Raw genomic sequence first — 19,912 nt, 5'->3', positions numbered from 1 at the left:
GAAATCGGACCTTCGATTTCAATGGAAATTGCGGAGGACGGGAGACGAGGCGACCTCCTCAGTGGGCGACGGCGGCCGCGCCGTGCTCGTCGATCAGGGCTCCGGTGCGGAACCGGTCGAGGCCGTAGGGCTCGTTGAGCGGGTGCGGGCGGCCGGTGGCGATCGTGTGCGCGTACACCCAGCCCACGCCGGGCGTGGCCTTGAAACCGCCGGTTCCCCAGCCGCAGTTGAGGAAGAGGTTCTCGAACGGCGTCGGCCCGATGATCGGCGAGGCGTCCGGCGTGACGTCCACGGTGCCCGCCCAGGTCCGGATCACGTGCGCCCGCGCGAAGATCGGGAACAGCTCCAGCGCCGCGGCCATCTGGCGCTCGATCACGTGCACCGATCCGCGCTGGCCATAACCGTTGTAGGAGTCGATGCCCGCGCCCAGCACCAGTTCGCCCTTGTGCGCCTGGCTGCAGTAGACGTGCACGTGGTTGGACATCACGACGCACGGGTGGATCGGCTCCAGCAGCTCGGAGACCAGCGCCTGCAGCGGGTGGCTCTGCAGCGGCAGGCGCAGCCCGAGCGTGTCGGTCAGCAGCGTCGTCCGGCCGGCCGCCGCGAGCGCCACGCGGCCCGCGCCGATCGGGCCGAGCGACGTCCGCACGCCGGTCACCCGGTCGCCGTCGGTCTCGAATCCCGTTACCTCGCAACCCTGGATCAGGTCCACGCCCAGCTCGTCGGCCTTGCGGGCGAACGCCCACGCCACGTGGTCGTGCTTGGCGATCCCGCCGCGCCGCTGCAGCGTCGCGCCCAGCACCGGGTACCGGATATCGGCGGAGAGGTTCAGGATCGGGCACAGCTCCGCGATCTCGGCCGGCTCCACCCATTCCGCGTCGACCCCGTTGAGCCGGTTGGCGAACACCCGCCGCCGGGAGTCCCGGACCTCCTGCTCGGTGTGCGCGAGGTTGAGCACGCCGCGCTGGCTGAGCAGGAAGTCGTACTCCAGCTCGGCGGGCAGCTGCTCCCACAGGTCCAGCGCGTGGTTGTAGAGCGCCGCGCTGGCGTCGAAGAGGTAGTTGGAGCGGATGATCGTGGTGTTGCGCGCCATGTTGCCGCCGGCCAGCCAGCCGCGTTCGAGCACCGCGACGTCGGTGATGCCGTGGTTGCGCGCCAGGTAGTAGGCGGTCGCCAGGCCGTGGCCGCCGGAACCGACGATCACCACCTCGTAGTGCCGTTTGGGTTCCGGGGTGCGCCACAGCCGCGGCGGCGGCTCTGGCAGCAGGGGATGTGACACCGCAGCCTCCCGCAGAAGCAGGTTCTACCAGGTGAAATGACATGAGTAGAAGTCAGCGACAACTGATATATCAGTCTTTCGGGTAGGCTACGAGACGTGCCCGCAGACGTCAATTCCCGATCCGGCGACCCGCTCTCCCAGGCCGAGCGCGCGTACCTGACGCTGCGCGACCTGATCCTGACCCTGCGGCTGCCGCCCGGCGCACCGGTGCAGGAGGAGCCGCTGACCACCGAGCTCGGCATCGGCCGCACCCCGTTCCGGGAGGCCGTCAAGCGGCTGGAGGCCGAGTCGCTGGTGGCGATCTACCCGCGCCGCGGCAGCTTCGTCACCGAGGTCAACATCACCGACCACGCGCTGATCGCCGACGTGCGCCGCCGCCTGGAGGGGCATGCCGCCCGCCGCGCCGCCGAGCGCGCGACCGAGGCGGAGCGGTCCGAGCTCGACGAGCTGCGGGTGCTGGCCGATGGCCTCGGCGGCGAGCAGGCGGTGATCATGGACGTCGACTCGCGGGTGCACCGCACGATCTACCGCTGCACCCACAACCGCTACCTCGAAGGCACCCTCGGCCAGTACTACAACCTGGCGCTGCGGATCTGGCACCTGTTCTTCGACCGGCTGCCGGACGTCTCCGAGCACGTCGAGGAGCACGCGGAACTGCTCAAGGCGGTGATCGCCGCGGACGCCGACCGCGCGGACCGCATCGCGGTCGCGCACGTCGACCACTTCGAGCAGGCCATCCGCCGGCTGATCTGAGCCCGGCGCGCCGGGTCGAGATCCTGGCGATTCCCCTTTGCCCGCAGCGGTATCCGCGTTGATCCGTTCGGGTTCGCCGCCACCCGGACGGCCTCGCCGAGGTGTATCGCGCGTGGCCGCCGGGCCGTCCCGACCCCCGGTCGGCCGACGCCGAAATTGACTAGCGCGCGTCCTTGACGCGGCCCTCGGCCGAAGCGCACTGTTGCGATACACGCGGAGAGTTGTCGTAGACGCAACAAGGCGGCAGCGATGGATTCGAGCACCCGAGTACTCGTCGTCGGGGCCGGCATCGTGGGGTGCAGCACCGCATACCACTTGGCGCGCCTCGGGATCACCGATGTCCTCGTGGTGGAGCAGGGACCGCTGTTCGCCACCGGCGGATCCAGTTCCCACGCGCCGGGCCTGGTCTTCCAGACCAACCCGTCCGAGACGATGAGCCGTCTGGCCGCCGACACCGTCCGCTGCTACGCCGGGCTGGAGCTCGACGGGCTGCCCTGCTTCCACCAGGTCGGCGGGATCGAGGTCGCGACGACGCCGGAGCGCTGGGCGGATCTCCAGCGCAAGCTCGGCTTGGCCACCGCGTGGGGCATCCGGGGCGAGCTGCTCGACCCGCGGCAGGTGCACGAGCGCATCCCGCGGATCGACCCGGCGCGCATCCACGGCGGCCTGCACGTGCCCACCGACGGCATCGCCAAGCCGGTCCGCGCCGCGGAAGCGATGGCGCGCGAGGCGAAGCGGCTCGGCGTGCGCTTCGCCGGTAACACCGAGGTGATCGGCTTCGACGTCCAAGGTGGAGAGGTCCGCACCGCGCACACCTCGAACGGCGACGTGGCGGTGCAGACCGTGTTGTGCTGCGCGGGGATCTGGGGCCCGAAGGTCGGCCGGCTGGCCGGGGTGTCGATCCCGGTGCAGCCGCTGGCGCACCAGTACGCCGTGACCAGCCCGGTGCCGGGCCTGGAGCCGGGCGACGGCGAGGTCCGGCAGCCGATCCTGCGGCACCAGGACAGCTCCATGTACTTCCGGCAGATCCACGACCGCTACGGCATCGGCTCCTACCAGCACCGCGCGATCCCGGTGCGCAGCGACGACCTGCTGCCCACCGCCGCGCCGGGCGCGGGCGCCGAGGCGCCGTCGGAGGGCGGCGGCTGGAAGGGCATGGCGTCGGTGCAGCCGTTCACGCCCGAAGACTTCGCCGGGCCGTGGGCGGACGCCTGCGAACTGCTGCCCGCGCTGCGCCGCACCGAGATCACCGAAGGCATGAACGGCCTGTTCCTGTTCACCGCCGACGGCATGCCGGTGCTCGGCCCGTCCAACGAGGTCGGCAACTTCTGGGTCGCCGAGGCCGTCTGGATCACCCATGCCGCCGGGGTCGGCCGGGCGATGGCGCAGTGGCTGGCCGGCGAGGTGCCCGGCATCGACCTGCGGCAGGCCGATCTCCGCCGCTTCGAGGACTTCGCGCACAGTCCGTCCTATGTGGGCGAACGCGGCGCGCAGAGCTTCCGCGAGGTCTACGACATCATCCACCCGCAGCAGCCCCCGGAGCATCCGCGCCCGCTGCGCACCAGCCCGTTCCACGACCGGCAGCGCGAGCTCGGCGCGGTGTTCCTGGAGGCGAACGGCTGGGAGCGCCCGCACTGGTACGAGAGCAACAAGTCCCTGGTCGACGGCCGCGACATCGCCGAGCCTGGGCCGTGGGCGGGGCGCTACTGGTCCCCGATCGTAGGCGCCGAACACCAGGCCACCCGTGAGCGAGTCGCGATGTACGACATGACTTCCCTACCCCGGGCGGAAGTCTGCGGTCGCGGCGCCCTGGACCTGCTCCAGCGGCTGACCACCAACCAGCTCGACCGGCCGCCCGGCTACGTCACCTACACGCTGATGCTGGAGCCGACCGCGGGCATCCGGGCCGACATCACGGTCGCCCGGCTGGCGCGGGACGCCTTCCAGGTCGGCTGCAACGGCCCGCGCGACATCGCCTGGCTGCGCCGCCACGCCGACGAGACGGTCCACGTCCGCGACATCACCGGCGGCACCTGCTGCATCGGCCTGTGGGGGCCGCGGGCCCGGGACGTGCTCGCGACGCTGGCCGACCGGGACGTCTCGCGCGAGGCCTTCCGGTTCTTCCGCGCGAAGCGGCTGTTCGTCGGCGAGGTGCCGGTGCTCGCGCTGCGACTGTCCTATGTGGGCGAACTCGGCTGGGAGCTGTACGCCTCGGCGGAGTTCGGCAGGCGGCTGTGGGACCTGCTGGCCGCCGCCGGCGCCGAGCACGGCATCTTCCCCGGCGGCCGCGGCGCGTTCAACGGACTTCGCCTGGAGAAGGGATACCGGGCCTGGGGGGCGGACATGTGGAGCTTGCACGATCCCGATGAAGCGGGCCTGGCCTTCGCGGTGAAGGCCGACAAGGGCGAGTTCGTCGGGCGAGATGCGTTGCTGCGGCGCCGGGAGCGGAGCCCGCAGCGGCGGTTGTGCTGTCTGAGGATCGACGACGGCACCGTGTTGATGGGATCCGAGCCGGTGTTCGCCGACGACGCCCCAGTCGGCTTCACGACGAGCGCCGGCTATGGGCACAGCGTCGGAGCGAGCCTCGCCTACGCGTGGCTGCCCGCCGAGCTGTCCGATCCGGGCGCCCACGTGCGGGTGGCCTACTTCGACCAGCGACATCCGGCGACGGTCGTCGCTGACCCCGTGTTCGACCCCGAGATGACCAGAATGCGCTGCTGATCGGCGCATTCCCCAGCAGACCTGCAAAACGCCCGGGCCGCGGTGATCGGCCAGCGGTGCGGGTGCCGCACACCCTGCCAGACCTTGATCACGGAGGAAACCAGTCATGAGCATCAACCCGAACCCCGGCGTCCTGCTCTACCCGCGCCTGCGCAAGTCGCCGTTCTTCCACGCCTCCCGGCGGCACGGGGTCGGCCTCTACAGCGTGTACAACCACACCTACCACGCCCGCCACTACGGCGACCCGATCGGCGAGTACTGGGCGCTGCTGGAAGGCGTGACGCTGTGGGACGTCGGCGTCGAGCGGCAGGTGGAGATCACCGGACCCGACGCGTTCGAGTTCACCAACATGCTCGTGCCGCGCGACCTGACCAAGTGCAAGGTCGGGCAGTGCAAGTACGTGTTCGTCACGGCCGAGGACGGCGGCATCATCAACGACCCGGTGCTGCTGCGGCTCGGCGAGAACCACTTCTGGCTGTCGCTGGCCGACAGCGACGTGCTGCTGTGGGCGAAGGGCCTGGCGCACAACCTGGGGATGGACGTGCAGATCCGGGAGCCGGACGTCGGGCCGGTGCAGGTCCAGGGGCCGAAGTCGCGGGACGTGCTGGTCGACCTGTTCGGCGAGTCCATCTTGGACGTTCCCTACTACTACGCCGTCGACCGCGAGCTCGACGGCATGCGGGTGGTGGTGTCGCGCACCGGCTACACCGCCGAGCTCGGCTACGAGATCTACCTGCACGACGCCAGTCGCGACGGCGTGAAGCTGTGGGACGCCATCTGGGAGGCCGGGAAACCGCACGACCTGAAGGTGATCGGACCGTGCCACATCCGGCGCATCGAGGCCGGCATCCTGTCCTGGGGCTGCGACATCACCTACGACACCAACCCGTTCGAGGTGGGCTACGGCTTCGAGAAGACCTGGATGGTCGACCTCGACCAGGAGGCCGACTTCATCGGCAAGGCCGCCCTGCGCCGGATCAAGGACGAGGGCATCAGCCGCAAGCTCGTGGGCGTCGAGATCGGCGGCCCGAGCGTGGGTTCCTTCAACGACGGCGCGATGATCGACACCTTCGACGTGCACGACCCGCACGGCCTGCGCATCGGCGAGGTCACCTCGGCCTGCTACTCGCCGCGGCTGGAGCGCAACATCGGCTACGCGATGGTGCCGATCGCCTACCACGAGCTGGGCACCGAGCTGGTGGTGGACACCCAGCACGGCCCGCAGGAAGCGGTCGTCGTGGAGAAGCCGTTCCTGGATCCCACCAAGGACATTCCAAAAAAGCTCGTCCGGACGGCGTGAAAAGGATTGATCAGGAATGGCCTTCGCAGCGGTGCAAGTAGCGGAACCTCAGACGCCCCCTCGGTCCGGGATCCCCGACTCATGTATGTCCAATACACAGCGCTGGGGCTGTCCTCCCGAGGAGACGTCTGAGAACCCGCGGCGGTGCGAGTTGAGTCCCACGCTGCAAGCGGCTGACGCCGCTTCTAGAGACGGCGGACGGAGGTGATCGCGATGGACGCCAACGCCGGGCAACTGGAGCAGTACCTGATGAACGCCCGGTTCGAGGTGCTGCCGCTGCGCGGCGCGGTCGAACAGGCCGAGCTGCTGCCGGCGGGGACGACCGTGACGGTCACCGCCTCCCCGTCGAAGGGCACCGAGGCGACCCTCGACGTCGCCGCCCAGCTGGTCGGCCGCGGCCTGCGCGCGGTGCCGCACCTGGCCGCCCGCCTGATCGCCGACACCGCGCACCTGACCGCGCTGCTGGACCGCGCCGACGGGCTCGGGTTGTCCGAGGTGTTCGTGGTGGCCGGCGACTCCCCCGAGCCGCGCGGTGACTTCCCGGACTCGTTGGCGCTGCTGCGCGCGATGGACGAGCTGGGCAGGCGGCCCGCGCGAGTGGGCATCACCGGCTACCCCGAGCGGCACGCGTTCATCTCCGACGCCTCGACGATCCGCGCGATGGCCGAGAAGTCCCGGTACGCCGACTACGTCGTCTCGCAGATCTGCTACGACCCGCACACCGTGGCGGCCTGGGTGAAGACCGTGCGGGCCCGCGGCCTGGCGCTGCCGATCCACATCGGGGTGCCGGGCGTGGTGGACGCGCACCGGCTGCTGCGGATCTCGCTGAAGATCGGGCTCGGCGAGTCGATGCGCTTCCTGCGCAAGCAGCACGGCGTGGTGTCGAAGCTGCTCACCCGCTACACGCCCGAGGAACTGCTCGGCGAGCTGTCCCCCCACCTCGCCGACCCGGACCTCGGCATCGCGGGCTGGCACTTCTTCACGTTCAACGAAATCGCGAAGACCCTGCAATGGCGCCACGACCTGGTCGCCAGACTACGGGAGGTCCCCGCATGAGCATTCCGTCCGATCTGGACATCTCCCGGGCCACCGCGCTGCTGCCGCTGGAAGACGTCGCGGCGCAGCTGGGCATCGGCGCGCACCTGCTCGAACCCTACGGGCGCAGCGCGGCGAAGATCTCGCTGGACGCGCTCGACGAGCTGCCCGAGCGGCCGACCGCGCGCTACGTCGTGGTCTCGGCCATCACGCCCACCCCGCTGGGCGAGGGCAAGACCACCACGACGGTGGGGCTCGGCCAGGCGCTGCGGCATCTCGGCAAGCGGTCCGCGGTCGCGATCCGGCAGCCGTCGATGGGCCCGACGTTCGGCATCAAGGGCGGCGCCGCGGGCGGCGGCTACAGCCAGGTGGTGCCGATGGAGGCGCTGAACCTGCACCTCACCGGCGACATGCACGCGGTCACCGCGGCGCACAACCTGCTGGCCGCGATGCTGGACAACCACCTGGACAAGGGGAATTCGCTGGGCATCGACCCGAACCGGATCACCTGGCGGCGGGTGCTGGACGTCAACGACCGGGACCTGCGCAACATCATCACGGGCCTGGGCGGCAGGCTCGACGGCACGCCGCGGCAGACCGGCTTCGACATCACCGCGGCCAGCGAGGTGATGGCGGTGCTCGCGCTCTCCACGTCGCTGCAGGACATGCGGCGGCGGCTGGGCCGCATCGTCGTCGGCTACACCCGCGACGGCTCACCGGTCAGCGCCGAGCAGCTGCGGGCGGCGGGGGCGATGACGGTGATCATGCGCGAGGCGATCAAGCCGAACCTGATGCAGACCACCGAGAACACGCCGGTGCTGGTGCACGCGGGGCCCTTCGGCAACATCGCGCACGGCAACTCGTCGGTGGTGGCCGACCGGATCGCCAGCCGCTGCGCGGACTACGTGGTCACCGAGGCGGGATTCGGCGCCGACATGGGCGCGGAGCGGTTCTTCAACATCAAGTGCCGCACGTCGGGCCTGCGCCCGGACGCGGCGGTGCTGGTGGCGACGGTGCGCGCGCTGAAGGCGCACTCCGGGCGCTACAAGGTGGTGGCGGGCAAGCCGCTGCCCGCGGCGATGCTGGCGGAGAACCCCGACGACGTGCTGGCCGGGGCGGCGAACCTGCGCAAGCAGATCGACAACATCCGCCTGCACGGGGTGTCGCCGGTGGTCGCGATCAACGCGTTCCCGACCGACTACCGCAGCGAGCACGAGGCGATCCGGCAGGTCGCCGAGGCGGAAGGGGCGCGCGTCGCGATCAGCAACCACTTCCTGGGAGGCGGCAAGGGCGCGCTGGAACTGGCCGAAGCAGTGGTGGCGGCGGCCGAGGAGCCGACCGCGTTCCAGCTGCTCTACCCGGATTCGGCGGACCTGCGGGCGAAGATCGAAACGATCGCGACCAAGGTGTACGGCGCGGACGGCGTGTCGTACCTGCCGGCGGCGGCCCGCGCCCTGGACGGCTACGAGGCGAACGGCTTCGGCGACCTGCCGGTGTGCATCGCCAAGACCCACCTGTCGCTGAGCTCGGACCCGACCCTGCTCGGGGCCCCGACGGGCTGGACCCTCCCGGTCCGCGAGGTCCGGGCGTCGGTGGGAGCGGGCTTCATCTACCCGATCTGCGGCGAGATGAGGACGATGCCGGGCCTCGGTTCCCACCCGGCGGCGGAGACGATCGACATCGACGACCACGGCCAGATCACCGGCCTGAACTGAGGTGCGTTGAGATCGTGAGTGAATATCAGTGCTAGAGCCTGGATATTCACTCACGACCCCACGTCAGCCGTCGAAGCGACCAGACTTGATGCTGTCGATCATCGCAGCGAAGGTGCTCGGTGGAAGCAGCAGCGCGGGGCCAGTCGGGTTCTTCGAGTCTCGAACCGCAGCGAACTCCGCGGTGGCGCCGACCTCAACGCACTGCGAGCCTTGCTGGCTTCGGCTGCTCTTGCGCCACCGAATCGGTAAGTCGGATGCCCGGTCAACGTGGCTCACGTCAGCTCCCTCTGTACCTTGCGGATGAACGCCAGCGACTTTATCGGCTCCAGCGCGGTGCTGGTCAGATGATGAAAGTTCGTCTTCATCCTGCGTACCTGCGCCGGCTTCTCCGGGTAGACGTTACCCGCAGCGCAATCCACGTAGCCGATCTCGGGATCAGTGGGTTCTGAGAACTCGACAAGCGTGAAGGAGCCGCTTGCTGCAACGTGCTCGCCTGCGCTGAAGGGCAAGACCTGAATCGTCACGTTGGCGCTTTCGCACAACGTGAGCAGGTGTTCGAGCTGTTCGCGCATGATCTCCGGGCCGCCCACGCGCCTGCGGAACACCGCCTCGTCGAGCACCGCCCAAACCGTGAGCGGATCATCTTCTCGCGTCAGCGCCTGCCGCCGCGCCATCCGCAAGCCGACGAGCCGCTCCAACTCGGCGTTGGGCCTACCGGGATCCTCTGCGCGAAGCCAGGCCCGGGCGTAGTTCTCTGTCTGAAGCAACCCGTGCATGATCGACGTTTCGAAGACGAGGAGTGACGCGGCAGCCTCTTCAACGCTGAGGTACAGGTCGAAGTCCGCTGGTAGGACGTCGTCGAATTCCTGCCACCACCCGCTTTGCTCCGCAGCTTGAGCGAGTTGCAGAACTTTGTTCCGCGTCTTCCCATCGGCGTTGTAGGCGTCCAGCAGCGCGCGAACATCCTTCAGGAGCACCACGTTGTGGCCGGTTTCAAGCCGCGAGAGCTTCGCAGTGGACATGCTCGCGCGCTGCCTGGCCTGCTCGTTGCTGAGCCCAGCACCGAGGCGCAACGTCTTCAGCACGCCGCCCAATCGACGTCGTCCCATCGTCGGGGCTACCCCGGCCATGACACCTCCTGCGTTGTGTGACGGCGATCAGTCTCCCTGGCGATCGATCAACTGCCAACCAGCGACACGACCCGATCGATGGACTTACACGCGAACATATTAAGTGTAACTTACACAGTGTCGATCACGTGATCATCAGATTCGAAGTTGCATCCACTCAAGGAACACGCCGAAAGCCGAGGCAGATGCGATGACACCTACGCACGCCATGAACCGCCACTACTGGCTGCCGATCCCGAAAGCAGGCGATATCGGCGGGACACGCCACGCCTTCCGTGGGGCACGCTGGGAAGGGCAGCCTTCGGAAACGACCGTTTGCGGCCAGGAAGTGGCGATGGCCAAGCCGTCCGAAATGGACTGGTGCACCTTTCCAACCTGCCTTCGATGCAACGAAATTCTCCGAGCCGAGCAGAGCGCTGAACGCGAGGGGGTGTGATCGTTGAGCACGTTGAGCACCGTCACCATGCTCGCCACAGCGTTCGCCGTCTGGTGCATTTACCACTGCTGCTCGCATCGCCCGCAGCATGCTGGAGGCGGCGAAGGCACACTGACGGTGCGCTACCTAGTCGCTCGAATAGAGGCGGAGACCAACGGCGGCGGCCGCCATCGACTACGCGAACCCACCACGACCCGCGGGGCTCCGACCGACCAACAAACCCGGACTCCCCTGCCACAACCCGAAAACCAAGCGCGATTGCCGGACGAATGGGCGCGTGATCCCGCAGCGCTGCACCGCATCCTCGCCGGACTGCGGCGCCGCTAGACCGGCTCGGTGCCGACCCCCCTCCCCGACCCCCGGCACCGAGTCACCACCGGCCGGGCGGCCCCTCCCCCAAGGCCGCCCGGCCGGCCCAGCAACACGGCGCATCGAAGGAAATGACATGCCGAGCTACCTTACAACCCGCACCGAAGAAGCCCTCGCGCGGCGGATGGCAGCCGATTACCTCGAACATGGCGCGTCGATCCGCGTGCTGATGTTCCAGGAAGGCCTGTCCTACGGTGCGGTGCATCGGCTGCTAACCAAGGTCGCCGGTGTCGAAATGCGACGACGCGGCAGCCCGGAGAATCACCGCGCGGTGCGCAGCGAGTTCGACGACCTTGATCACAATCGCCGCGACAGACTCGCCGCCGAATGCGCCGACGCCTTCACGCAGGGAACCCGAATCACCAAGCTTGCCCAGCAGCTTGACCTGTACCAGTTGACGGTGCTGCGGCTGCTCGAACACGCCGAGGTCGCCCCACCCCGGCTCCTCGATCGAGCACCACGCCATCGGCGTTTCTAACGCAACCCGAGGCCGCGGGTGGATGTTCACCCCCCGAGACATCTGCCCGCAACCAGCGCCGCCCCGCAGCAGATCCACCTGCTGCGGGGCGCTGCTCTGTCCGGGTGAGGTACGCGGTGAATTGAGTAGAAACCCCGTACCTGCTGCGTAGTCGCTTCGCTACGGTCGCGATCATCACAACGATCACAGGGAGGGATCGGGGTGAACGTCCGGATCGATCCGGCGAAGCTCTCCGAAACGGCAGGTGGCGTCGAGCGCTCGACCGATGAACTGGGTAAGGCGCAGCCGCTGCCGCCGGGAGATGCGGGGCCGTCCAGTGCGGCGGTGTCGGCGACCGCAGCCGACCTGATGCGCGCCGCCGCCGGATACGTCGAGACCGTGCACAAGGGCGCTGCGGACCTGGACGCCAACAAGGCGACGTACAGCGGCACCGATGACGGCAACGCCGGGATGTTCGAGCAACTGGGGCGCTAGCAAATCATGACTTTGAATACGTGGGTTGCGGGAAGCCCTGGCACGATGCGCGCCTACTCGCAGCAGATGCGCGGAATCGGGACCGCCACTGAACGCGTCGCCACCGCCCAATACACGGCGCGGAACCAAGCTTCCAGCGGGTGGGAAGGCCCGGCATCGGAAGCTTTCCAAGGCTGGGCCACCCAGCAGGGCCGCGACGGCGACGCACTGGCCCAACTGTTCCCGGCCGTGGCGCAGGCCGTGGACGTGTGGTCGGACGAGATCGACACCGTGAAATCACGGATGGAACAGGCCAAACAGGTCGCACGCAACGGCGAGCTAATGGTGGCCGACAACATGATCTACCCGCCGAAACCGATTGACCGCCAGCCTCCGGCACCCCTGCCTCCAAATCCCACGCCAGAGGACACCAGGCTCCACGACAAGGCGGTTGCCGAATACCAGGCAGTCATGGCGCTGAAGGAAAAGCAAGAAAAAGCATGGGCCGAAGCACAGGCAACGGTGGAGCAGGCACGGGTGACCGAACGCGTCGCCCACGAGAAGCTGATGCAAGCGCTCGATGCCGCCAAAGACAACCTTCAGGCAATCCCACAGGCCAGCGCATGGGGTGAAGCTGGAGCACACCCGACGAGCCCAGCCGGGATAGCCCTGGCCGACGCAGCCACCGTGGTGGAGACGCGAGCCGCCGAGGCCACTAAAGGCATGTTCGAGCAGGCCATGCGACAGGGCCCCGCAGCCGTACACGCAGCGTGGGCATCTCTGTCTATGGCCCAGAGGGCAGACCTGATCGACCGGTATCCGCAGATGGTGGGCAACACCAACGGCGTGCCGGTTGTGTTCCGGGACCAGGCGAACCGGAGGGTTCTGACGACGAGCCGGGAGGAAATTCTTCGCAAGCTCGACGAGGTGCGGCAGGCGCAGAGCCAGATCAGCGACCCGAAGGATCCGATGGCGCGCCAGCTGGCCGAGAAGTCCGCCCAGCTCAGCGAAGCGCTGCAAGGGGTACAGGACTTGGAAACCAGCCTCGGGCAGGGCGTGAAGTACCTGATCGGCTTCGACCCCACGGCCGACAGCCGCGGCCGCGCCATCGTCGCCAACGGCAACCCGGACACAGCCAACCACGTGATGACCTACGTTCCCGGCACCTTCTCCGACGTGGGCGGTGTCCAGAACGACATGGCGAATAACCAGGCCATTCTCGACCGGGCTCAACAGCTGCTACCCCAAGGCGAGAAGGTGGCGACGATCGTGTGGGAGGGCTACGAGTCACCGCCGGACCTGGCTTCAGCCGGGAAGGACTACTACGCGACCAACGCCAAGCAAGACCTGTCGGAGTTTCAGCAAGGACTTCGAGCCACCTACGAAGGCACCTCGTCCCACAACACAGTCTTGGGGCACAGCTACGGGTCGACAGTCGTCGGCTTTGCCGCTCGCGATCACGGCGTGTACGCCGATGACATCGCCTTCCTGGGTTCGCCAGGCGTCGGCGTCGACAACGCCCGTGATCTGGGCGTGCCGCCCGAGCACGTGTGGGCAGGGACCTCGGAGGCCGACTCGATCAATGTGGCCGGACCGCCTGGGTTCCTTGATCGGATCGATGGTGTCGACGACCAATGGTTCGGGGTCGCTCCCTCCGACCCGACCTTCGGGGGCAATACCATCGCTACCGACCCCACCACGGCACACTCGGACTACTGGAAAAAGCAGCAGACAGTCGACGACGTCGCACGAATCGTCACGGGCCAAGCAGGGCCGCAACGATGACGCGATCAGTTCAGGGAGGCAGTCACGTGAACAGCACTCGCGCTGGGTGGCAATCGACACTGGCCCGCATGGCGGGGTCGGTCGTCGCCGGAGTGCTGGCACTTTGCGGGCTTACCCTCTGGGCAGCGATGATCGACAGCAATCTTCGTTACGGCTCTGGTGGCGTGGCCCTGCCCTTCGCACTGTTCTGGACCCTCGCCTGGCTCGTGCTGTGCTGGGCTGCTGCCGGCATTCTCGTCGCTGGCTTCGGCACACGAAGTTGGACAGGAAAGATCACCCTGTGGGCCAGTATCGTGATCACCGTCGTCGGCCTCGTGATCTGGGGCATCGGTCTCGGGATGTCGAACTAAGGCGCCGCGCCAATTGGTTCGGCGCGGCGCGAGGTGCCGACCGAGCGCCGGGCGGAGGCGATCGCCCCGTTCAACACGGGCGGATACCTGCCCGCGGGCGCGCTGCCGGTCGCGGTCGGGTACCTCAGCGACGCCGTCGGACTGCCGATCGGCTCCACCGCGTTTGGCCTCTTCGTGATCGCAGTTGCGGTGGCCGGCGGAGCTGCGGCTGGAGCGGTTCCCAACGGCCTGCGCCTGCTCGGCGAACGCGCCTGGCGCCGCCGCTGACCGGTTAGTGTTGCGCCATGGCGGAATCCCCGGGCGATGTCGTGAGCGGTCGTGGTCGTTGCGGCGACCACTCTCGACTGGAAACCGTCCGCACCCAGCGCCGCGTGCGGATCCTCGTCGACAACGTCACCGCCATGACTCGGCTGCTCGACGTGGTGGACCTGTTCGAAGGGGACTTCCGGGTCGGCCTCGACTTCGCCTGGAACAGCGCCGACCCGCAGCCGAACGGGCTGGCGGAGCTGTTCGCCGCCAAGGGCGTCGTCCCGGTGCATCCGGGATGCGAGCGGGAGTACCACCTCGCCATCACGGCTGGCCACAGTGGACTCCGAAACCTGCAGGCGCCGATTCTTTCTGTGCCGCACGGGATTCGGTACACTAAGGTGGTCCCGGAAGCCCGGAAGCCCGGAAGCCCGGAAGCCCGGAAGCCCGGAAGCCCGGAAGCCTTCGGCCTGTCGCCTGAGCTGCTGCTCCAGGACGGCCGTCCGATCCCGTCCGCGATCGTGCTCTCCCACGACGAGCAGCTCGCGCGGCTGCGCGCCTCGGCTCCGCGGGCCGCTGAGGTAGCGGCCGTCACCGGCGATCCCTGCTACGACCGGCTCCGCGCCGGCCTGCCGTGGCGGCCGCTCTACCGCCGGGCGCTCGGCGCGGACGGCGACCAGACCATGATCGCGGTCAGCTCGACGCACCGAGCCGATTCGCTGCTGGGCGAGGTTTCCGGACTGTACGAGCGCCTCCTCGCCGAGCTGCCGGTCGACGAGTTCCGCGTGGTGGCGATCCTGCACCCGCACATCTGGCACCAGCACACCCCGCACCAGATCCGCCTCTGGCTGGCGCCATTCCAGCGCTCCGGCCTGATGGTCGTGCCTCCGGAGCGGGGCTGGCGCGCGGCACTGGTGGCCGCCGACCTGCTCATCGGCGACCACGGCTCGGTGACCGCGTACGGCGCGGCGCTGGGCCTGCCCACGGCGCTGGCGGCGTTCCCGGAGTCCTCGGTCGCGCCCGACTCGGCGGTGGCGCTGCTCGGTTCGCAAGCGCCCCGGCTGGATCTGGGGCAGCCGATCCTGCCGCAGCTGCGGAAAACGGTGGCCGAACACACCTCAGAGCAGTCCGCCTCCCTGCACCAGATGATCACCTCACGCCCGGACGAGGCGGCGGAGCGTCTGCGGAGGTTGTGCTATTCGATGCTCGGCCTGGCGGAGCCCCGGACCGAGCCTGGCGTACCGCCCGACACGGTGGCAGGGCTCCCGGATGAAGACTGGCCGTGGCGCCCAACGGCCATGCACGTCACCGGGCGGGTCCACGGCGGACAGAACATCGCATTGGAACGCTATCGGGCGGAAATGGTTCCCGTATCGCGGATTCCGCAGCGAAGCCACTTGGTGGCGACTGCCGATCACCCCGGTCCACGGACGCGTTCCGTCGCGGACGTGCTCGTGCTGACCGAAGCCGGTCAATGGGGTCGCCACGCCCAAACCTGGCTCGGTGAAGCCATTTCGGCTCATCCCGGCCTGCAGCTAGCCGCTGCGGTGCGCGGCGACACCTGCGTCGTCCGAACCCGCAACGGCGACCAAGTGCGTCTCAGCGGCACCGATGACCCGATGCTCTACGCCTCTGCGGTGTTCGAATGGCTCGGCTCCGGGCGCGAGCTCGCCGGCCTCTCCCCTGGCCTGACCGTCAACGGCCGGCCGGTCGCGGTGTCATGACTTGCGTGCCAACAACGCCTGCGCCCGCCGATTTCCCAGCACGGTGAGGATCTCCGCTGCCTCCCGGCGCCGCTCCGCCGCGGCGTGCTCGTCGCCGTTGCGGGCGCTGAGCTCCGCCAGCAGTTCCAACGCCGTCGCCTGGTCGGCAGCCATACGCGCCGCTCGGCTCAGTTCGAGGGCCGCCTGGCCCCACCGCGACGCCTCCGCCAGGTCGTTGCACTGCAACTGCGCTTCGGCCAGCGACAGCGCCAGCTTCGCGCTGTTCGCGCGCTCCTCAAGCTCGACGAAGGTCTCGTAGGCCTCGGCCAGCCGGGGCAGCGCCTCCGCGGCCCGCCCAGCGCGAACCAACACTCGCCCGGAGTGCATGCGGTACAGCGCCAACGGCCGGCGCCGACGATCCGACGGGAAGTGCCGCTCCACGATGTCGCGGGACCGTTTGAAGCAATCCAGTGCCTCGTCGTACTCGCCGTGCTGCTCGTGGATGAGCCCGCGCCATTCGATGGCGCTCTGCTGGCCCCATTCGTCGTGGTTCGCCTCGGCGATGTCGTAGGAAAGCCCGAAATGCTCTTGCGCAGTGCGGTAGTCACCGACCGAGTAGTGAGCCGATCCGGAATGCGAGTGCATGCGCACCAGCGCGCGCCGATCGCCCAGTCGTTCGGCCGCCGCGATCCCGAGCGGGAGGATCTCGATCAGGTCCACGAAGTAGTTGCGATCGGTGAAGTAGCTGAACAGGCTCTCGCACAGCTGCCAGGCGCGGTCGCTCAACCCGACCTCGACGGCTATGCCCGCCAGCGCCGACAGCGTCTCGCGCTCCGCTTCCAGCTCCTCCAACGCCCGCTCCGCCGCGCGCTCGCCGTCATGCGCCGGCCGCACCGCGTCGTAGCGCGGGCTGAGCCGGCGCCGCTTCGACAACACGACGTCCCGCGCCATCAGGAAATCGTGGTAGTGCTCGACGATCCGTCGCCATGCCGCCGGAGAATCGTCGTCCGCGGTGATCTTGGCCTTCGCGTGCTGCCGCAGCAGGACGTGGATGCGGTACCGCCCGCCGACCGGAACGACGAGGTTCGCCCGGGACAACGCGAGCAGCAGCTCCTCGGCATCCGCAACCGGCTGGTCGAGCAGCGCCGAGGCCGCCGCCAGGGAGAATTCCGCCGCCGGATGGCAGCCCAGCAGCCGGTAGGCGTGCTGCTGGTCCGCCGACAACGCCTGGTAGGCGAACTCGAAGGCACCGTCGAAGGGCCGTTCCCCGTCCACCTCCAGGCGGCGCAGCAGATCCGGCGCGATTCTGTCCACATAGGACGTTATCGAGGAGCGGCCGGGCAGCTGCGCGGCCGCCACCTGCAAAGCCATCGGGTGCCGACCGCACGCTTCGCTCAACTTCCGCAGCGCGGCCTCGTCCGCCTCGGCGTTGTCCCCGAGCGGCCCCGCCAGCAGGGCGATCGCCGCGTCCTCCTCGAACGGCGCCAACCGCATCGGCTCGACGGCACCACTCAGAAACGTGAGCTCACGACGGCTGGTGACGAGCACCGTGCTGGTCGGCGACGACGGCAGCAGCGCCCGCACCTGCGCTGCGGAATGGGCGTCGTCGAGGATGACCAGGATCCGGCGACCTGCGGTGATGCTGCGGAATGCGGCGGCTCGCTCGTGCTCCGTCGCAGGCAGCGCCGCGCCGGTCAGGCCGAGCATCCCGAGGAAACCGCCCAGCACGTCGCCCGCGGTTCGAGGCCCGGCGGGATCCGATCCGCGCAGGTCACCCACGAAGATCCCGCCCGGGAACTCCGTCCGCACCTGGTGCGCCCAGCGCAGCGCGGTCTGCGACTTGCCGATGCCCATCATCCCGCTGAGCGCCACGACCAGCGGCTTTCCCGCGCGCTCCGCCTCGCGCCACAGCCGGTCCAGCTGGGCGAGTTCCGCCTCCCGGTTGGCGAACCCGAAGTGCTCGGGGTTGATCGTCAGCATGTCCGGGTACAGCGGCTCCGAATGGCCGCCGAGGTTCATCACGACCCGCTCGATACGGCCCGCCTGGATCACGTTGCCGTCCACCGGAGCGTTGTTGGCGTTGTGCCACTCGTCCATCTCGACCCCCCACCGGCGCTGTCGATCTGTTCCCCGGCGACGATACCGGGAGGGGAATCGGAGCGTGACAGCCTCGGCACTCGCTGACAACGGAGGGGGAACCGTGCCGGCAAACGAGGATTGGGACGTCGCGTCGGGCGTCGGGCTCACCGCGCTGATGGTCGCCGCGGCCCGGGCGCTGGAGACCGAGCGCGCCGACCGGCTCATCGACGACCCGTATGCCGCGGCCCTGGCCAAGGCCGCCGGGGCGGCGGTGCCCACGGCGGCGGCCGACTTCGGCGAGGGCTGGCAGGACACCATCGACTACATCGGCCTGCGCTCCCGGCTGTTCGACGAATGGTTCGAGCTGGCCTGCGCCGGGGGTGTGCGGCAGGTGGTCGTCCTGGCGGCCGGCCTGGACACCAGGGCGTTCCGGCTGTCCTGGCCGCCCGGCTTGCGGCTGTTCGAGGTCGACCAGCCGCAGGTGCTCGCCTACAAGGACGCGGTCCTCGCCGGCCTCGGCGCCCGCCCCGCCTGCGACCGCCACGAGGCGCCGGCGGACCTGCGCGACGACTGGCCCGCCGCGCTCCGGCGCGCCGGATTCGACCCGGCCCTCCCCACCGCGTGGCTGGCCGAAGGGCTGATCTACTACCTGCCCGTCGAGACCGACGTGCGGCTGCTGGCGGCCGTGGACGAGATGTCCGCGCCCGGCAGCAGGATCGCGATCGAGAACCCCACCGCGAAGCGGAGCGCGCTGCTCGGCGACGACATGGCCCGGTCGTCGGAGAAGCGGGGCGTCGACCTGGACGCGCTGTTCGGCCCCGACGAGCGGCCGGACCCGGCCGAGCGGCTCACCGGGTTCGGCTGGCGGGTGCGGCGCGAGACCGCCGGCGAGGCCGCCGACCGGTTCGGCCGCGCCCTGACCTCCGGCGGGCGCGGCCTGACCCGCGTCGGCGACTTCCTCACCGCGGAACGCTGATCAGTCCGCCACCAGGGACACTTCGGAGAAGCGGATCGCGAAGCCCGCGCCGTCCGGCGAGGCGCACATCGGGCCGGCCTCGGCCGGGAGGTCCGGCGGGAAGTACGCCACCCGCAGCACCGACTTCGGCTCGCCGCCGTCGGCGGCGTAGCGGACCGTCACGGTGTCGCCCGCCCGCTCCAGTTCCAGGGTGATCGACTCGACCGGCCCGCACACCGCCTCCAGCGGCACCACGCTCCAGTCCGAGACGTCGCGGGTCACCACGGCGCTGAGCAGCTGCTCGCCGTCGACCAGCTCGATGCCGGCCTTGATCCAATTGCGCTCGTCCAGCCGCAGGAGCAGTCCGGCCTGGTCGTACTGCTCGCGGTAGTCGCCGAATAATCGGGTCCTCAGCTTGAACCGCGGCCCCACCGGCCGCAGCAGCGCGTGCCCGCTGTCGCGCACGAATCCGTAGTGCGTCGTCCGCCAGAAGTCCGTGCCGGAGTCGGCGGTCACCGTCAAACCCCCGTAGGACAACCAGTTCACCGGCGGGTTGAGCCACCGCCACCCACTGAGCCCGAACAGCGTGATGTCCTCGGCCTGCTGCATGCCCACCCGTCTCCACTTGTCCGGTGGGGCCGGCTGTCGTCAGCGGACGACGACCACCGGGCAGGCCGCGTGGTGCACGAGCTTCAACGCCACCGACCCGACCAGCATGCCGGTGAAGGCGCCGTGCCCCTTGTTGCCCACCACCAGCAGATCGGCCTGCTTGGACAGTCCGACCAGCTCGTCGACCACGTGCCCGCGGATGAGCCTGGATCGCAGGTCCACGTCGGGGAAATCGGCCTCGACCGCCTTCACGGCGGTGTTCAACGCCTTGCCCGCCCGCTCTTCCAGCTCGGTGTCCGGGGTCGGCAGACGATATCCGAATTGGACCGGCTGGTGCCAGACCATGATCGCGTGGGCGATTCCGCCGACCTCGCGGATCTGGTTGGCCGCCCAGCGCAATGCCCGCACCGACTCGTCCGATCCGTCCACTCCGACTGCGATGGTCTGCGGCATGCCCGGCTCCCTTCGGCGACGTTCTGGGTGATCCCGCCGGGATGCTAAGGCAGCTGCTTCGGC

At 69.2% G+C, this 19,912-nt stretch carries 18 protein-coding genes; 12 read left to right on the top strand and 6 right to left on the bottom strand.

The genetic code is table 11. The annotated features are described in order from the left end of the window. Positions 1-58: 58 nt before the first annotated feature. Positions 59-1,279, bottom strand: a complete 1,221-nt coding sequence (locus AC07EQ_RS32065) for a sarcosine oxidase subunit beta family protein (RefSeq protein ID WP_478391574.1) — start codon at positions 1,277-1,279, stop codon at positions 59-61. Positions 1,280-1,375: 96 nt separating this feature from the next. Here AC07EQ_RS32065 and AC07EQ_RS32060 point away from each other — a divergent pair, with 96 nt between their 5' ends. From AC07EQ_RS32060 to AC07EQ_RS32040, 5 genes are all read left to right on the top strand, one after another. Continuing rightward, positions 1,376-2,032: a GntR family transcriptional regulator gene (locus AC07EQ_RS32060; RefSeq protein ID WP_478391573.1), complete on the top strand. Its 657-nt coding sequence runs from the start codon at positions 1,376-1,378 to the stop codon at positions 2,030-2,032. 249 nt (positions 2,033-2,281) lie between these two features. Continuing rightward, the gene (locus tag AC07EQ_RS32055) at positions 2,282-4,753 is read left to right on the top strand and encodes a GcvT family protein (RefSeq protein WP_478391572.1); all 2,472 of its coding nucleotides are present in this window, start codon (positions 2,282-2,284) and stop codon (positions 4,751-4,753) included. 106 nt (positions 4,754-4,859) lie between these two features. Beyond that, complete coding sequence (locus AC07EQ_RS32050; protein WP_478391571.1) at positions 4,860-6,053, top strand: glycine cleavage T C-terminal barrel domain-containing protein; 1,194 nt, start codon at positions 4,860-4,862, stop codon at positions 6,051-6,053. A gap of 213 nt (positions 6,054-6,266) precedes the next feature. Beyond that, complete coding sequence (locus AC07EQ_RS32045; protein WP_478391570.1) at positions 6,267-7,109, top strand: methylenetetrahydrofolate reductase; 843 nt, start codon at positions 6,267-6,269, stop codon at positions 7,107-7,109. Next, the gene (locus AC07EQ_RS32040) at positions 7,106-8,803 is read left to right on the top strand and encodes a formate--tetrahydrofolate ligase (protein WP_478391569.1); all 1,698 of its coding nucleotides are present in this window, start codon (positions 7,106-7,108) and stop codon (positions 8,801-8,803) included. Before AC07EQ_RS32045 ends, AC07EQ_RS32040 begins: the two co-directional genes overlap by 4 nt. 63 nt (positions 8,804-8,866) lie before the next feature. Here the strand turns inward: AC07EQ_RS32040 and AC07EQ_RS32035 are convergent, their stop codons facing one another. Both AC07EQ_RS32035 and AC07EQ_RS32030 read right to left on the bottom strand, forming a co-directional pair. After that, positions 8,867-9,079 carry a DUF397 domain-containing protein gene (locus AC07EQ_RS32035; protein ID WP_478391568.1) on the bottom strand — a complete coding sequence of 71 codons (213 nt, stop codon included), beginning with the start codon at positions 9,077-9,079 and terminating at the stop codon, positions 8,867-8,869. Further along, positions 9,076-9,933, bottom strand: a complete 858-nt coding sequence (locus AC07EQ_RS32030; protein WP_478391567.1) for a helix-turn-helix domain-containing protein — start codon at positions 9,931-9,933, stop codon at positions 9,076-9,078. Before AC07EQ_RS32030 ends, AC07EQ_RS32035 begins: the two co-directional genes overlap by 4 nt. Before the next feature lie 881 nt (positions 9,934-10,814). On the opposite strand from AC07EQ_RS32030, the gene AC07EQ_RS32025 reads away from it, so the two are divergent. The 6 genes from AC07EQ_RS32025 (at position 10,815) to AC07EQ_RS32000 (ending at position 15,774) form a co-directional block, all read left to right on the top strand. Further along, on the top strand, positions 10,815-11,216 hold the full coding sequence (locus AC07EQ_RS32025) for a helix-turn-helix domain-containing protein (RefSeq protein WP_478391566.1): 402 nt from the start codon (positions 10,815-10,817) through the stop codon (positions 11,214-11,216). A gap of 201 nt (positions 11,217-11,417) precedes the next feature. Beyond that, positions 11,418-11,690, top strand: coding sequence for a hypothetical protein (locus AC07EQ_RS32020; RefSeq protein ID WP_478391565.1), 273 nt, complete (start codon positions 11,418-11,420; stop codon positions 11,688-11,690). Positions 11,691-11,735: 45 nt separating this feature from the next. Further along, positions 11,736-13,454, top strand: coding sequence for an alpha/beta hydrolase (locus tag AC07EQ_RS32015; RefSeq protein WP_478391564.1), 1,719 nt, complete (start codon positions 11,736-11,738; stop codon positions 13,452-13,454). A 26-nt stretch (positions 13,455-13,480) separates the two neighbouring features. Next, a complete protein-coding gene (locus AC07EQ_RS32010; protein WP_478391563.1) occupies positions 13,481-13,804 on the top strand; it encodes a hypothetical protein in 324 nt (107 codons plus the stop codon). Between the two features lie 33 nt (positions 13,805-13,837). Continuing rightward, positions 13,838-14,071, top strand: a complete 234-nt coding sequence (locus tag AC07EQ_RS32005; RefSeq protein WP_478391562.1) for a hypothetical protein — start codon at positions 13,838-13,840, stop codon at positions 14,069-14,071. Positions 14,072-14,088: 17 nt separating this feature from the next. Next, a complete protein-coding gene (locus AC07EQ_RS32000) occupies positions 14,089-15,774 on the top strand; it encodes a hypothetical protein (RefSeq protein WP_478391561.1) in 1,686 nt (561 codons plus the stop codon). On the opposite strand, the gene AC07EQ_RS31995 is transcribed toward AC07EQ_RS32000, so the two are convergent. Further along, positions 15,769-17,850, bottom strand: a complete 2,082-nt coding sequence (locus tag AC07EQ_RS31995) for an NB-ARC domain-containing protein (RefSeq protein ID WP_478391560.1) — start codon at positions 17,848-17,850, stop codon at positions 15,769-15,771. The two genes, AC07EQ_RS32000 and AC07EQ_RS31995, sit on opposite strands and share 6 nt — an antisense overlap. Before the next feature lie 103 nt (positions 17,851-17,953). On the opposite strand from AC07EQ_RS31995, the gene AC07EQ_RS31990 reads away from it, so the two are divergent. Further along, positions 17,954-18,808, top strand: coding sequence for an SAM-dependent methyltransferase (locus AC07EQ_RS31990; protein WP_478391559.1), 855 nt, complete (start codon positions 17,954-17,956; stop codon positions 18,806-18,808). Here the strand turns inward: AC07EQ_RS31990 and AC07EQ_RS31985 are convergent, their stop codons facing one another. After that, entirely contained in the window at positions 18,809-19,396 is a 588-nt protein-coding gene (locus tag AC07EQ_RS31985) for a DUF1349 domain-containing protein (RefSeq protein ID WP_478391558.1), read from the bottom strand. It lies immediately after the preceding gene. A 39-nt stretch (positions 19,397-19,435) separates the two neighbouring features. After that, complete coding sequence (locus tag AC07EQ_RS31980; protein WP_478391557.1) at positions 19,436-19,849, bottom strand: universal stress protein; 414 nt, start codon at positions 19,847-19,849, stop codon at positions 19,436-19,438. Positions 19,850-19,912 lie beyond the last annotated feature (63 nt).

The organism is Saccharopolyspora sp. NPDC045839 (assembly GCF_056431645.1).
The sequence above is the reverse complement of the archived record's forward strand: the minus strand, read 5'-3'. Positions and strand labels throughout refer to the sequence as shown.

Bases quoted from the DNA above. Each gene is read 5' to 3' on its own strand.
- AC07EQ_RS32045 (WP_478391570.1), top strand. From the start codon at position 6,267: ATGGACGCCAACGCCGGGCAACTGGAGCAGTACCTGATGAACGCCCGG.
- AC07EQ_RS32025 (WP_478391566.1), top strand. From the start codon at position 10,815: ATGCCGAGCTACCTTACAACCCGCACCGAAGAAGCCCTCGCGCGGCGG.
- AC07EQ_RS32030 (WP_478391567.1), bottom strand. From the start codon at position 9,933: ATGGCCGGGGTAGCCCCGACGATGGGACGACGTCGATTGGGCGGCGTG.
- AC07EQ_RS32015 (WP_478391564.1), top strand. From the start codon at position 11,736: ATGCGCGCCTACTCGCAGCAGATGCGCGGAATCGGGACCGCCACTGAA.
- AC07EQ_RS31995 (WP_478391560.1), bottom strand. From the start codon at position 17,850: ATGGACGAGTGGCACAACGCCAACAACGCTCCGGTGGACGGCAACGTG.
- AC07EQ_RS32050 (WP_478391571.1), top strand. From the start codon at position 4,860: ATGAGCATCAACCCGAACCCCGGCGTCCTGCTCTACCCGCGCCTGCGC.
- AC07EQ_RS32040 (WP_478391569.1), top strand. From the start codon at position 7,106: ATGAGCATTCCGTCCGATCTGGACATCTCCCGGGCCACCGCGCTGCTG.
- AC07EQ_RS32000 (WP_478391561.1), top strand. From the start codon at position 14,089: ATGGCGGAATCCCCGGGCGATGTCGTGAGCGGTCGTGGTCGTTGCGGC.
- AC07EQ_RS32055 (WP_478391572.1), top strand. From the start codon at position 2,282: ATGGATTCGAGCACCCGAGTACTCGTCGTCGGGGCCGGCATCGTGGGG.
- AC07EQ_RS31980 (WP_478391557.1), bottom strand. From the start codon at position 19,849: ATGCCGCAGACCATCGCAGTCGGAGTGGACGGATCGGACGAGTCGGTG.
- AC07EQ_RS31985 (WP_478391558.1), bottom strand. From the start codon at position 19,396: ATGCAGCAGGCCGAGGACATCACGCTGTTCGGGCTCAGTGGGTGGCGG.